At 64.2% G+C, this 12,167-nt stretch carries 13 protein-coding genes; 7 read left to right on the top strand and 6 right to left on the bottom strand.

Annotated features, from left to right (window positions below):
• Positions 1-331 precede the first annotated feature (331 nt).
• Entirely contained in the window at positions 332-1,039 is a 708-nt protein-coding gene (locus tag CVM73_RS07545) for a GntR family transcriptional regulator (RefSeq protein WP_100231370.1), read from the bottom strand.
• A gap of 258 nt (positions 1,040-1,297) precedes the next feature.
• Here CVM73_RS07545 and CVM73_RS07540 point away from each other — a divergent pair, with 258 nt between their 5' ends.
• The 6 genes from CVM73_RS07540 to CVM73_RS07515 all read left to right on the top strand — a co-directional run bounded on the left by CVM73_RS07540 (position 1,298) and on the right by CVM73_RS07515 (position 6,868).
• A complete protein-coding gene (locus CVM73_RS07540; RefSeq protein WP_100231369.1) occupies positions 1,298-2,284 on the top strand; it encodes an ABC transporter ATP-binding protein in 987 nt (328 codons plus the stop codon).
• A gap of 42 nt (positions 2,285-2,326) precedes the next feature.
• Positions 2,327-3,616 carry an ABC transporter substrate-binding protein gene (locus tag CVM73_RS07535; protein ID WP_167406689.1) on the top strand — a complete coding sequence of 430 codons (1,290 nt, stop codon included), beginning with the start codon at positions 2,327-2,329 and terminating at the stop codon, positions 3,614-3,616.
• Positions 3,616-4,575 carry an ABC transporter permease gene (locus tag CVM73_RS07530; protein WP_100231367.1) on the top strand — a complete coding sequence of 320 codons (960 nt, stop codon included), beginning with the start codon at positions 3,616-3,618 and terminating at the stop codon, positions 4,573-4,575. The genes CVM73_RS07535 and CVM73_RS07530 overlap by 1 nt, the downstream gene beginning before the upstream one ends.
• Before the next feature lie 3 nt (positions 4,576-4,578).
• Complete coding sequence (locus CVM73_RS07525; RefSeq protein ID WP_100231366.1) at positions 4,579-5,457, top strand: ABC transporter permease; 879 nt, start codon at positions 4,579-4,581, stop codon at positions 5,455-5,457.
• Between the two features lie 4 nt (positions 5,458-5,461).
• A complete protein-coding gene (locus CVM73_RS07520) occupies positions 5,462-6,193 on the top strand; it encodes an aspartate/glutamate racemase family protein (protein ID WP_100231365.1) in 732 nt (243 codons plus the stop codon).
• A 180-nt stretch (positions 6,194-6,373) separates the two neighbouring features.
• Complete coding sequence (locus CVM73_RS07515) at positions 6,374-6,868, top strand: hypothetical protein (protein WP_100231364.1); 495 nt, start codon at positions 6,374-6,376, stop codon at positions 6,866-6,868.
• A 180-nt stretch (positions 6,869-7,048) separates the two neighbouring features.
• On the opposite strand, the gene CVM73_RS07510 is transcribed toward CVM73_RS07515, so the two are convergent.
• From CVM73_RS07510 to CVM73_RS07490, 5 genes are all read right to left on the bottom strand, one after another.
• Positions 7,049-7,432, bottom strand: coding sequence for a hypothetical protein (locus tag CVM73_RS07510; protein ID WP_100231363.1), 384 nt, complete (start codon positions 7,430-7,432; stop codon positions 7,049-7,051).
• Positions 7,433-7,535: 103 nt separating this feature from the next.
• Entirely contained in the window at positions 7,536-7,853 is a 318-nt protein-coding gene (locus CVM73_RS07505) for a hypothetical protein (protein ID WP_100231362.1), read from the bottom strand.
• Positions 7,854-7,925: 72 nt separating this feature from the next.
• Entirely contained in the window at positions 7,926-9,620 is a 1,695-nt protein-coding gene (locus tag CVM73_RS40625) for a PAS-domain containing protein (RefSeq protein WP_100231361.1), read from the bottom strand.
• A gap of 94 nt (positions 9,621-9,714) precedes the next feature.
• Positions 9,715-10,245 carry a gamma carbonic anhydrase family protein gene (locus tag CVM73_RS07495; RefSeq protein ID WP_100231360.1) on the bottom strand — a complete coding sequence of 177 codons (531 nt, stop codon included), beginning with the start codon at positions 10,243-10,245 and terminating at the stop codon, positions 9,715-9,717.
• A gap of 83 nt (positions 10,246-10,328) precedes the next feature.
• Complete coding sequence (locus tag CVM73_RS07490; RefSeq protein WP_100231359.1) at positions 10,329-10,658, bottom strand: DUF6949 family protein; 330 nt, start codon at positions 10,656-10,658, stop codon at positions 10,329-10,331.
• A gap of 216 nt (positions 10,659-10,874) precedes the next feature.
• Here CVM73_RS07490 and CVM73_RS07485 point away from each other — a divergent pair, with 216 nt between their 5' ends.
• Positions 10,875-11,582, top strand: a complete 708-nt coding sequence (locus tag CVM73_RS07485) for a hypothetical protein (protein ID WP_100231358.1) — start codon at positions 10,875-10,877, stop codon at positions 11,580-11,582.
• Positions 11,583-12,167: the final 585 nt, after the last annotated feature.

Below are 12,167 nucleotides of genomic sequence, written 5' to 3'. Positions count from 1 at the left end.
AAATGCCAATGAAGGCCACCCCGTTCATTAGGAACCTTCACCGCGCTCGCGCTTGAAACGGCATGAAAACTCCATCACCGGGAATGCGCAGAGCGCTGCGTCAGGCTCAATTGTATGGGCACCTGCTCGTCCGAAATGACAGGCTGTATTACCCAGGAGGCAGTCATCCGATCTGCTCGATACAGCTTGCACGAGAGATGGTCAGATCAGGATGGATGACCAAGCAGGAGGGCGAATACGAGATCACGCCTGACGGCCAGCTTGCCGCCGAAAGCGAGTTCAGCCGCTGATGCGGCCCCGCCGGCCCGGCTGCAACGCCTCGCAGTACCGGTCAGGCGCCGAGCCCATCCGCGAGCCGCAGCTCGTCGGCGGCGGGATCCTTCAGGAACAGCTCCGCCTCGATCTCGTTCAGGTGCGACAGCATCAAGGCCCCCGCGCGTGCTTTGTCGCGCTTGCGGATCGCGGCAACGATTCCCGCGTGATGGTCGGTGCCGCAGGCCGGCGTGTCGTGGCGGCGGTAGAGCAGGATGATGAGCGAGGAGCGCGCGATCAGCTCCTTCAGGAAGCCGAGATAGATGCTGTGGCCGCTCATCTCGGCGACGAGACGATGAAACTCGCCGGAGAGCCGCACCGAGGCGCGCGCGTCGCCGCGCAATTCCGCTTCGCGCTTCTCAGCAAGATGCCGGCCGAGGCGATCGAGCCAGGCCGGTGAGACCGCGTCGATCGCGTGGTCCACGATGGTGGGCTCGATCAGGCGGCGCGCCTCGAACACTTCGCGGGCATCGGCGGGCGTCGGGCGCGCGACGAAGGCGCCGCGGTTCTTCTCGATATTGACGATGCCCTCATGCGCGAGCTGCTGCAGCGCGGTGCGCACCAGCGTGCGGCTCGCGCCGTAGATCTCGCCGATCTCATCCTCGCCGAGCTTCGTGCCCGGCAGCAGGCGGTGCTCGAGGATCGCTGCGGTCACGCCCTCCCGGATACGGCTGACGCGATCGCTCGCGTCTGGCGCATCGGATTTTTGGCGGGTCTTGGCGGCCATGGGAGTGAGGGCTCGATCGAAAGACGTTCGGCCTCGAATGTTAGTCGACGAGCTGTATCCAATCACAGGCGAAACTTTATACAATCTGCGCCTGTTTTGTGTGCAGATGACTGCGCAGGTGGCGGCCAGCCGAACCGGGCCGGAATTGACCTAACGATCTGACTCCGCTGCACAGTTTTGGAAATTCGCACCGCCGACTGCTGTTGGCACGGACCTTGCGGAGAGAGGCGGGACGCATCGCCCCTCCTCGGACACGCCATGGCCACTCCCGCCGCACTCGAACTGGTCGCCGTCACCAAGCGCTACGACACCACGCTGGCGGTCGACAACGTCAACCTGAAGATCCCGGCCGGCACCTATTGCTGCCTGCTCGGCCCCTCCGGATGCGGCAAGACCTCGACCCTGCGCATGGTCGCGGGCCACGAGGCGGTCAGCGCGGGCGACATCATCCTCGGCGCGCAGAACGTCACCGACCTCGAGCCCGCCAAGCGCGGCACGGCGATGATGTTCCAGTCCTACGCGCTGTTTCCGCATCTCACCGTGCTCGACAATGTGGCCTTCGCACTCAAGATGCGCGGCATCGACAAGCCGACGCGGCACAAGCGCGCCGGCGAACTGCTCGAGCTGGTCGCGATGAGCCAATATGCGGGCCGTCTCCCGGCGCAGCTCTCCGGCGGCCAGCAGCAGCGCGTGGCGCTCGCCCGCGCGCTGATCACCGAGCCGCAGATCCTCCTGCTCGACGAGCCGCTGTCGGCGCTCGACCCGTTCCTGCGAGTGAAGATGCGGGGCGAATTGAAGCGGCTGCAGCGCGAGCTCGGCATCAGCTTCATCCAGGTCACCCACGGCCAGGAAGAAGCGATGGCGCTGGCCGACCACATCGTGGTGATGAACCACGGCAGGATCGAGCAGCAGGGCACCGCCCGCGACATCTTCCATTATCCCCGCACCGAATTCGTGGCGCGCTTCATCGGTGGCCACAACGTGCTCAGCGACGCCGGCAACCTCATTGCCGTGCGCGCCGATCAGCTCGGCATCGTGCCGTTCGCCGACGGCGCGTTCGGCGCGCCGGCGCTGCTGACCCAGACCGAGTACCAGGGCTCCTACATCGCCGTCTCACTCACGCTCGACGACGGCACCACCCTGTTTTCCCATGTTCCCGAAGCCACCTTCGACGTCCACCCGTTCCGTCCGGGCGATCGCGTGCTGGCGACCTGGGATCCCGCCAAGGCGCAACGCCTGCAATAGCGCCGATCGATCACTGGAATGCGCAACAGAGGAGTGACTGACATGAGCGAGACCACCAGGACGACCGGCGTCAGCCGCCGCACGCTACTCAAGGGCACCGCGGGTCTCGCGGGCCTTGCCGCCGGCTCCGGCGCGATCACCGGCTTTCCCTACGTGAAGTCGGCCGATGCAAAGGTGCTGCGCTATCTCGGCACCGCCGTGAACGAGGGCGACGACATCTCCAAGCAGTGCCTGAAGGATACCGGCATCAAGATCGAATACATCACCGCGACCACCGACGACGTCACCAAGCGCGTGATGACCCAGCCGAACTCCTTCGACGTACTGGATACCGAATATTTCTCGCTGAAGAAGCTGGTGCCGTCGGGCAACATCCTTGCGCTCGACGCCAAGAAGATCAAGCAATTCGATAACATCACGCCGGTCTTCACCAAGGGCATGACGCCCGGCGGCAAGAAGATCGGCGGCCAGGGCACCGCGCCGTGGAAGGTGCTCTATCTCGAAGGCAAGGACTCCAAGAAGTTCGCGACATCGGCGACCGAGTTCGTGACGCTGATCCCGACCGTCTACAACGCCGACACGCTCGGCATCCGCCCCGACCTGATCAAGCGTCCGATCAGCACCTGGGCCGAGCTGCTCAACCCCGAGTTCAAGGGCAAGGCCTCGATCCTCAACATCCCCTCGATCGGCATCATGGATGCCGCGATGGTCGTGGAAGCCACCGGCAAGTACAAATATGCCGACAAGGGCAACATGACCAAGGAAGAAATCGATCTCACCATGAAGGTGATGACCGAGGCCAAGAAGGCCGGCCAGTTCCGCGCCTTCTGGAAGGACTTCAACGAGAGCGTCAACCTGATGGCATCGGGCGAGACCGTCATCCAGTCGATGTGGTCGCCGGCGGTGACCAAGGTGCGCTCGATGGGCATTCCCTGCACCTTCCAGCCGCTGAAGGAAGGCTACCGCTCCTGGGCATCGGGCTTCTGCGTCTCCAAGGGCGTCTCGGGTGCCAAGCTCGAATGGGCCTATGAATTCGTCAACTGGTTCCTGTCCGGCTATGCCGGCGCCTACCTCAACCGCCAAGGCTATTACTCCGCCGTGCTCTCCACCGCGAAGGCGCACATGGAGCCCTACGAGTGGGCCTACTGGATGGAAGGCAAGCCGGCCGAGAAGGACATCAAGGCGCCCGACGGCTCGCTGCTGGAGAAGGCCGGCGCGGTGCGCGACGGCGGCTCCTACGAGGATCGCATGGGCGGCGTCGCCTGCTGGAACGCGGTGATGGACGAGAACGACTACATGGTCCGCAAGTGGAACGAGTTCATCGCCGCGTGATGGATACGTCGGAGGACATCCTGCATCAGGCATCCCCGGACCTCGTCCGGGGATCGGAGACGAAGCGCGCCGCGAAAGCGGCGCGCCTGTCGCCGTCTTTCATCTCCTGGCTCCAGGCCGGGCCGATGATGCTGGTGTTCCTCGCCTTCTTTCTCATTCCGCTGGTCTTCGTCGTCATCGTGTCCTTCTGGGACTACAACGAATACCAGCTGCTGCCGGCCTTCTCCGGCCGCGGCTACACCGACACGTTCGAGGGCTGCATCGCGCAGCTCCCCGATCTCTGCACGATCGGCAAGACCTATCTGAAGACGCTGAAGCTGTGCTTCATGGTCTGGGCGATCACCCTCTTCATCGGCTTCTGGGTTGCCTATTTCCTCGCCTTCCACGTCAAGTCCAAGACCTGGCAGATGGGCTTGTCGCTGCTCTGCACGATCCCGTTCTGGACCTCCAACGTGATCCGCATGATCGCCTGGATTCCCCTGCTCGGCCGCAACGGCCTCGTGAACTCCGGCCTGATGAAGACCGGGGTGATCAACCAGCCGCTGGAATGGCTGCTGTTCTCCGAATTCTCCGTGGTGCTGGCGCTGGTGCACCTCTTCACCTTCTTCATGGTGGTGCCGATCTTCAACTCGATGGTGCGCATCGACAAGTCGCTGATCGAGGCCGCCTATGACGCCGGCGCCACCGGCTTGCAGACCCTCGTCAACGTCATCATCCCGCTGGCCAAGCCCGGCATCGTGATCGGCTCGATCTTCGTCATCACCATCGTCATGGGCGACTTCATCACCATCGGCGTGATGGGCGGCCAGCAGATTGCCGCCGCCGGCAAGATCATCGAGACGCGGGTCAACGCGCTGCAGTTCCCGGCCGCAGCGGCGAACGCCGTGATCCTGCTCGCGATCACCTTCCTGATCATCACCATGATGTCGCGCATCGTCGACATCAAGAAGGAGCTCTAGCGCATGAAGGAAGGACGCCCGCGCTCCTTCTACGTGCTCGCGATCTTCTTCGCGGCCTATGTGCTGTTCCTCTACGGGCCGATGATCGCGATCTACGTGCTGTCGTTCCAGGGGCCGCAGGGCGGCCTCACCTTCCCGATGAACGGCGTGTCGACCTTCTGGATCGCAAAATTGTTCCAGGGCACCGGCATCGTCGATCTCGGCGCGGCCTTCCGCCGCTCGCTGCTGCTCGGCATCATCGTGATGATCGTCACCGTCGTGCTGTCGGTCGCCGCCGGCATGGCCTTCCGCAGAAGATTCAAGGCGCAAAGCATTTTGTTCTACTCGGCGATCGCAAGCCTGATCGTTCCTTCGATCATCACCTCGCTCGGTATCTCCTTGGAATTCCGCATCATCGACGATCTGATCAAGGCACATTGGAACGAGAACTTTGAAACCTCGATGGGCCTGCTCACATCGGGGCTCGGTGCGCATTTGACCTGGACGTTACCGTTCGGGCTTTTGATCATGTTCGCGATCTTCAACCGCTTCGATCCGCGGCTCGAGGAAGCCGCGCGCGATCTCGGCGCAACGCCGTGGCAGACCTTCCGTCACGTCGTGCTGCCGATCATCCTGCCGTCGGTAATCGGCATCGGCCTGTTCGGCTTCACGCTGTCCTGGGACGAGCTCGCGCGCTCCAGCCAGGCGATCGGCGCGGTCAATACGTTGCCGCTCGATCTGCAGGGCCTCACCACCACCGTGACCAACCCTGATATCTACGCGCTCGGCACCGTGATCTCGGCGGTCTCGTTCACGGTGATCACGCTTGCGCTCGGCACCATCCACGTGCTCAACAAGCGGCAGGCGGCCAAGGGCTCGGACGCCGGCAAAGGGCTTGTCTGATCTGATGCGGCTGCACGTCGTCAATCCCAACACAACGGCGGCCATGACGGCGAAGATCGCCGCTGCGGCGCGCAGCGTCGCCCTGCCGGACACATTGATCGACGCCGGCCAGCCTGCGATGGGTCCGGTCTCCATCGAGGGATTTTACGACGAAGCCTTTGCCGTCCCCGGCATGCTCGGCTGCATCCGCGAGGCCGACCGCAATGGTGCGGATGCGCACATCATCGCCTGCTTCGACGACACCGGATTAGATGCCGCGCGCGCCGCCGCCAAAGCGCCGGTGATCGGCATCGGCGAGGCCGGCTTCCACATGGCGAGCTTGGTCGCAGCGCGCTTTGCGGTGGTGACGACGCTGGGAGTCTCCATCGTGCCGATCGAGCATAACTTGCGGAAATACGGACTCGCCGAGCGCTGCGCCCGGGTCCGCGCCGCCGAAGTGCCGGTGCTCGCGCTCGAGGAGCGCAATGCTGATGCGCTCGGAAAAATCTCGGCGGAGATCACCGCCGCCATCCGTGACGATCGGGCTGAGGCCATCGTGCTCGGCTGCGCCGGCATGGCCGATCTCGCCACTGAGCTCGCCGGCGCGCACGGCCTGCCCGTCGTCGACGGCGTCGCCGCCGCGGTGACGCTGGCGGAATCACTGGTGCGGCTGGGGCTGAAGACCTCCCGCCTCGGCCCCTACGCGCCGCCGCGGGCGAAGAGCTATTCCGGGCTGTTTTCGCAGTTTCAGCCTTGATCCTGCCCCTTAAGGGGGCTCTCGGGGCCCGCAAGGCCTGCTGATCACTGGTTTTTTGGCTCTCAGCCTCTTTTTGGTCCCATTCCTTGCCGAAACGTAACGTTTTCGGGACGCCCCGGTGACCCCTCTGGGTTGCCGGTCTTCGCCACTCACCAAGTTTCAATTTGGGTTTTGTCAGCGATGATCGATCTCGCCCAGGACACACCGTCCAACCCCCTCCTCCGCCTCGGCGCGCAGCCCATCGCGCTGACCGCTGCAGCCCTCTTGCTCCTGATCGCGGGAGTGACTTCAATCGCGATCTGGCGCGCCTATACCGGCGCAGCCCCCGAGACCGACCGGGTGGTGGCATCGCGGCAGCTCCAGGCCCGCACCGCCCAGGCGTCCGAGCAGCTGGTCGAGAAGACCAAGGGGCTCGAGGTGACCCAGCAGGAATCGATCGACCAGCTTCAGGTGGTGCAGGACCAGCTCCAGACGATGAAGCGGCTGATGGCGGCGCAACAGGCCGACACCAAGCGCCTGTCCGAGCAGGTCGCAAGCCTGAACGAATCCATCGACGGTTTGCGGCAGTCCTTTGCCAGTGCACGGGCGACCGAGGTCGAGACGCCGTCGGTTACCCGTAGGAAACCGGCACGGCACCGCGTTCACGCCAGCGCACGCAAGCGCTCACGCGGCTGAGCTGATGCGCGACGGGAACTTTTATTTTCGCCACTTGTGAACTGGATCACATTCGCCCGTATGATTCCGCGCGATGCTCGCCGTCACCGGATGGCGTGAGCCGATTTCAATATCCGGGGCTGGCAAGGTCGTTGACGGTATACTGCGTCAACGGCCTTGTTTTTTAACAGGCATTCCGCCTCACTCGCAGACGTCGACGCGACGATACCGCCATCCCGACGGCGTCATCACGCGCTTGCGGACGACGTAGCAGCCGCCATAACCGCCATCGTCGTAGCCGGTACCATAATAGTAGGGATCACCGTAATAGGGGTAACCGTAGCCGTAATAGCCGCCGTAGTAGCCGGCACCGACGAGACCCGCACCGATCGCGACGCCTGGCCAGAAGCCGCCGCCATGCCAATGCCGGTGCCCCCAGCCGCCCCCGCCAAACCCACCTCCATGGAAACCACCACCATGGAAGCCACCACCATGTCCGAAACCGCCACGCGCCTCGGCCAGTTGTGGCGCCGACAGCCCGGCTGCCGTCACAGTCAGCGCCGTCATGATCATCTTGCGTAACATCACTCGATCCTCCGCGTGGACACGCTCCACGCTTCAAAGCAGGACCAAGCTAACGTCAGTTGGAAACTCGTGACAGCCACACTGTCTCACTTCCGCGCGAGCGTCAGCAGCCGCGGCAGATGCTCTTCATCTTCCGGTCGAGCTGCCGGTTCTCGGTGTTGACGGTGGCATCAGCCTCCCCGCCCGCGCCGGTGCCGGTGGTGACTCCGGATCCCGGGCCGGATGATTGAGCCGTACCCAGGCTGTTGGTACCGGGCGGCGGAGCGGGCGAGTTGCGAACACCTCCGGTCGATCCCACCGCGCCTCCGCTCGATCCGGCAGAGCCGCCGGTCGCTTGCGCGAACGAGACGGCCGGCATCGCCGCGAGTGCAAGGATCATGATCGTGGTCTTGATTGACGCGGTTGCGGACGATCTGGCCATCGGAAATCCTCCTTTGCCGGTCAACGGCCGCGGCAAAGACCAGTTCCGGAACAAATGAGCGCACACTGAGCGCTATGCCGCCGCCGCCGGCCTCTCGGTCCGGTCCTCGACCATGGTCACGAACATGTGGGACTCCTCATCGGCGCCGCCCACCTGGATACGGCGAGCGCAGATGACGCGGCGCCCGCGGACGGGGCTATCGATGGTATCGATGATCGGCTCGAGTTGCTGCCTCTGGGCGAGAAGCTGCTGGTCGCGCCGCTCGATCAATTCGGCGGCCTCGACGGAGAACAACTCTCGCGCGGTCTTGCCGATGATCTCGCCGCGCGACATGCCGATCATCTTCTCGGCGGCCTTGTTGACGAAGACGTAGCGCAGATTGCGCGCATCCTTGGCGATGATGCCCTCAGCCACGTTCTCGATGATGGTGGCGAGGAAGCGCTCCATGCGCTCGAGAATGCGTTCGCGCTGACGCTGCTCGGTGACGTCCTCCTGCACCGACACCCAGCCGCCGCCGTCCATCGGGCGCTCGTAGATCTTGATGGTGCGACCGTCGTTCAAGGCAATCTCGTAGGCCGTCGGCTGGCGCCTGGCGATCCGGTCGAGAACCGCTCCGACATATTTCGTGACGTCGCCGCTGAACAGCCCGCTTCTAACCCGGTGCTGGAGGATTTCCTCGAGACTCGATCCGGCCTGAATCGTCTCGGGCAGGCTATAGATCTTCCGGTAGTTGGCGTTCATCGCGACCACATTGGCCTTGCCGTCGAGCATGATCAGGCCCTGCGGCATGCTGCTGATCGCGGCCGAAAGCTGCCACTTCTTGGCCTGGTACTTGTCGTTGAACTTGTCGCGCTCGGTCATCGCCACGTCGCGCGCCTGCGCGGTTCCGAGCTCGAGCTCCTCGAGCTCGAAGATGCGTGCCACGGCGTCGCGGAAGTTCTGCACGGCGCGCGCAAGACGTCCAATCTCGTCGTAACGGCGCAGATGCGGCACCTCGCTCTTCACGTCGCCTTGTGCGATCCGGTCGGTCGCCTGCGTGATCTCGGCCAGCGCGCCGACCACCGAGCGGCGCATCACGACGACGTTGAGCGCCGCCAGCAGCAAGGCGGCGAGCCCGAGCGCGAACAGATAGGCGGCCGCATAGCGGTTCTCATTGGCAAGCTCGTCCGCCTCGCGGGCACGCTGCTGGTAGATGCGCTCGAGCGCCTCGATATCGCTGTTGAGCTTATTGCGCACTGTCCGGTTGGCGTCGTTGTCGCCCCATTCGCGCGCCGCGGCCGAGCTGATCTCCACGCCGCGCCGCACGAGCTCCTGACGGAAGTCGATGAACTGCGCGATCCGCTGCCGGAAGTCCGAGAACAGTTCGGCGTCGTCGTCGCGGACGTTCTGCTCCATGGTCTTCACGGCCTCGGCAAGCTCACGGTTGCGCCGCAAGAGGCCGTCGGCGAACTGCTTCATCTTGCCGCGATCGGCCGTCATGTAGATGCCGCGCGACTCCATGACGATCGCATAGATCAGCGCATTGATGCGCCCGACGTTGATCGCCGCCGCGGCCGAGGACGCATGCATATGACGATAGGTCGTCTGCAAGCGCACCGACTGGATCGACATCACGAGCAGGAAGGTGGTGACGATCGCCAGGAAACCGGCGATGCTATAAACCTTCTCCGCGACGGTGAGGGTGTCGACGCCGCGCGCGAACCTCACAAATTTCTTCAACAATTTGGTTCCGGCGCCAAAACCGGATCCCAGCGCCGTCGCATCCATGGCGCCACTCCTCCTGGTTGAAAACGCTCGACGATTAGCGTGATCGCGCTAGCGGAGGATTAAAGTTGCCGCCGGTATTTTTACGGTGCGGAGCTCAGCCGATCCGCTTCAAGCCTTGCTTGAAGCGCGGGCCGTTGGCGACATAAAACTTCGCCGCACTCCCCATCTTCTGCACCTGGGCGTCGTCGAGCGTGCGGATCACGCGCGCGGGCGAGCCGATGATCAGCGAGCGCTCGGGGAACTCCTTGCCCTCGGTGATGACGGAGCCGGCGCCGACGATGCTGTTGCGGCCGATCCTGGCCCCGTTCATCACGATCGAGCCCATGCCGATCAGCGCGCCCTCCTCGATGGTGCAGCCGTGCAGGATGACGTTGTGGCCGACGGTGCAGTTCCTGGCGATGACAAGCGGAAAGCCGAGATCGGTGTGGCAGGTCGAGCCGTCCTGGACGTTGGCGCCCTCGCCGATCTCGATCCACTCATTGTCGCCGCGCAGCACCGCGCCGAACCAGACGCTCGCGCCCGGCTTCAGGCGCACGCGGCCGATCACGGTGGCGGTTTCGGCGATGAAATAATTGCCGTCGGCGGGAAGGTCGGGCGCCTGCCCGTCGAGCTCGTAGATCGCCATGGAGGTCTCCTGTCGCGTTGACCACTGGCATAGCCAAACCGCAGCCTGGAGGCAAAGGGCCGGCCGCGCTCAGATCGCGAGCGTCAGACCAGAAGACCGGCGGCGCGCAGCGTCATCAGAAAGAAGGTGCCGCTCATCATGCTCCAGAACCCGGCGATGAGCGTCGCCATCATCACGAATTCAGCCCGGCGGCTTTCCACCCGCATGCCGCGCAGCGTGTTGCGCATGATGATGAAGGGCGCGGCGAACACCAGGAACGGAACCGCCGCAAAGGTTTTCGGCGCCACGCCGTCCTGCAACAGGCCGAAGCCGGCGGGCCGCTGCGCGAGCGCCTGGTATCCGTTCACGAGCGCGCCCGCGAGCGCGAAACCGATGCAGATCGAGAAGAAGGTATTGAGAGCTTCAGGTGTCATCGGATCGGCCCTTACGCAACGCCACCGCCTTCCTGTGACAAAGAGTGCCGGTTAACGCTACATTATCCTTAAGAGAAGGTTAACGCGGCCGGCCGGTCCGCGCAGGGCCGTCCCCGCTTCCCGCAGCCGGGAACGCTGCGCGAAATCGCCGTCGCATGGCATATTCGCCGCTGATTCGTCGGCCATCGGCCGACCTCCGGTCGACTTGCGCAATTCATGACGGTGTTCTCGGCAGCTCCCCTCAGGTCCCCCCGCACGCGCACCCGGGCGCATGTCGTCCCGATCGTGCTCGGCGGCACTGCCGCGGCATGCGCGGTCGCGCTCGTCGCCTATCTGTTGTGGCCGACCTGGGGCAGCCGGGGTGCGAACGCTCCGGACAAGCTGCCGGTGAGCATCGGCGGCACATTGTTCAACCTGCCGGTGACCGCGATCCGGATGAAGATCCAGCGGCACTCGGGGCCGCAGGAACGCATCGATCTCGACTTCCTCTACCCCTCGCTGGAGCCGCCCGGCGCGCCGAAGCACGTCAGCGCCGAGACGGTGGAAGCGGCAGTGCAATCGATCGACCGCATCTTCCTGTCGATCGCGGCCCATCACGATGCGCTCTCGCCCGAGCAGCGAACCGCCACGATCTATCCGCGCTATCTCGACCAGGCCGCGGCGATGCCGGTGGATGGCCTGACGATGCGGATGTTCCGCACCGACACGCCTTACGGCAGCGAGGACCTCTATTCCGCGGTGAGCCCCGCGCTGACCGCGCGCTGCACGCGCGATGCGGCCACCCCGGGCATGTGCCTCTCAGAGCGCCGCGTCGGCGGCGCCGACCTCACCTTCCGTTTTCCGCGGAGCTGGCTGTCACAGTGGCGCGAGGTGGCGGATGCGATGGAGAAGTTGACGGCGCAGCTGCGCGGGCCGAAGGGGTGAGCGCGGCCACCTGGCCTGGGCCTTCCAAAAACAAAAACTTCGAAAACAACCCCATGCACAGTAGCCAAGCCTTTGGCACGACTTCGTATTTTTAGAATCACAGTCCGATCGTCATGCCGTGAATGACTGTTGCGGCTACACATCGCGTGCCGTGCGAAATTCAACCGCCTCCATGTTTCGTATTTTTCGAAATTTACTTGAGGCGTCGGGCAAAACAGCGGTAGAATGGCACAATGGAAAATCGCGAGATGGTCGTGCAAGCCGACCTCGTCGACGCGGAGGGCATCATCGTTGCCGATGCAACTGCGCGGCTGCGCGTGCTTGCGAAGAGATAGAGTTATGCCGCCGCGAAGCTGGTGCTGCATCGCTGCGCTCGCAATGACGGCTGTTGAGAGAGCGCGCCTCGATCTCGATGCGTGCCCCGGACGCAGCGCAGCGTCTCTTCGACGGTGCGCTGCTGAGCCGGGGCCCATGTTGCGGAGATGCGCCGTGCGGCTTTTGGGTCCCGCTCTGCACTGCAACGCCATAGCGTGTCGAAGACGCGCGTAAACGCGCTTATGGGCGTTGCGGTGCGTCCGGGACACG

Source organism: Bradyrhizobium forestalis, from assembly GCF_002795245.1.
GTDB classification, from domain to species: domain Bacteria; phylum Pseudomonadota; class Alphaproteobacteria; order Rhizobiales; family Xanthobacteraceae; genus Bradyrhizobium; species Bradyrhizobium forestalis.
The sequence above is the reverse complement of the archived record's forward strand: the minus strand, read 5'-3'. Positions and strand labels throughout refer to the sequence as shown.

Coding starts and splice junctions, on each gene's coding strand:
- CVM73_RS07545 (WP_100231370.1), bottom strand. CDS start 1,039: ATGGCCGCCAAGACCCGCCAAAAATCCGATGCGCCAGACGCGAGCGAT.
- CVM73_RS07540 (WP_100231369.1), top strand. CDS start 1,298: ATGGCCACTCCCGCCGCACTCGAACTGGTCGCCGTCACCAAGCGCTAC.
- CVM73_RS07535 (WP_167406689.1), top strand. CDS start 2,327: ATGAGCGAGACCACCAGGACGACCGGCGTCAGCCGCCGCACGCTACTC.
- CVM73_RS07530 (WP_100231367.1), top strand. CDS start 3,616: ATGGATACGTCGGAGGACATCCTGCATCAGGCATCCCCGGACCTCGTC.
- CVM73_RS07525 (WP_100231366.1), top strand. CDS start 4,579: ATGAAGGAAGGACGCCCGCGCTCCTTCTACGTGCTCGCGATCTTCTTC.
- CVM73_RS07520 (WP_100231365.1), top strand. CDS start 5,462: ATGCGGCTGCACGTCGTCAATCCCAACACAACGGCGGCCATGACGGCG.
- CVM73_RS07515 (WP_100231364.1), top strand. CDS start 6,374: ATGATCGATCTCGCCCAGGACACACCGTCCAACCCCCTCCTCCGCCTC.
- CVM73_RS07510 (WP_100231363.1), bottom strand. CDS start 7,432: ATGTTACGCAAGATGATCATGACGGCGCTGACTGTGACGGCAGCCGGG.
- CVM73_RS07505 (WP_100231362.1), bottom strand. CDS start 7,853: ATGGCCAGATCGTCCGCAACCGCGTCAATCAAGACCACGATCATGATC.
- CVM73_RS40625 (WP_100231361.1), bottom strand. CDS start 9,620: ATGGATGCGACGGCGCTGGGATCCGGTTTTGGCGCCGGAACCAAATTG.
- CVM73_RS07495 (WP_100231360.1), bottom strand. CDS start 10,245: ATGGCGATCTACGAGCTCGACGGGCAGGCGCCCGACCTTCCCGCCGAC.
- CVM73_RS07490 (WP_100231359.1), bottom strand. CDS start 10,658: ATGACACCTGAAGCTCTCAATACCTTCTTCTCGATCTGCATCGGTTTC.
- CVM73_RS07485 (WP_100231358.1), top strand. CDS start 10,875: ATGACGGTGTTCTCGGCAGCTCCCCTCAGGTCCCCCCGCACGCGCACC.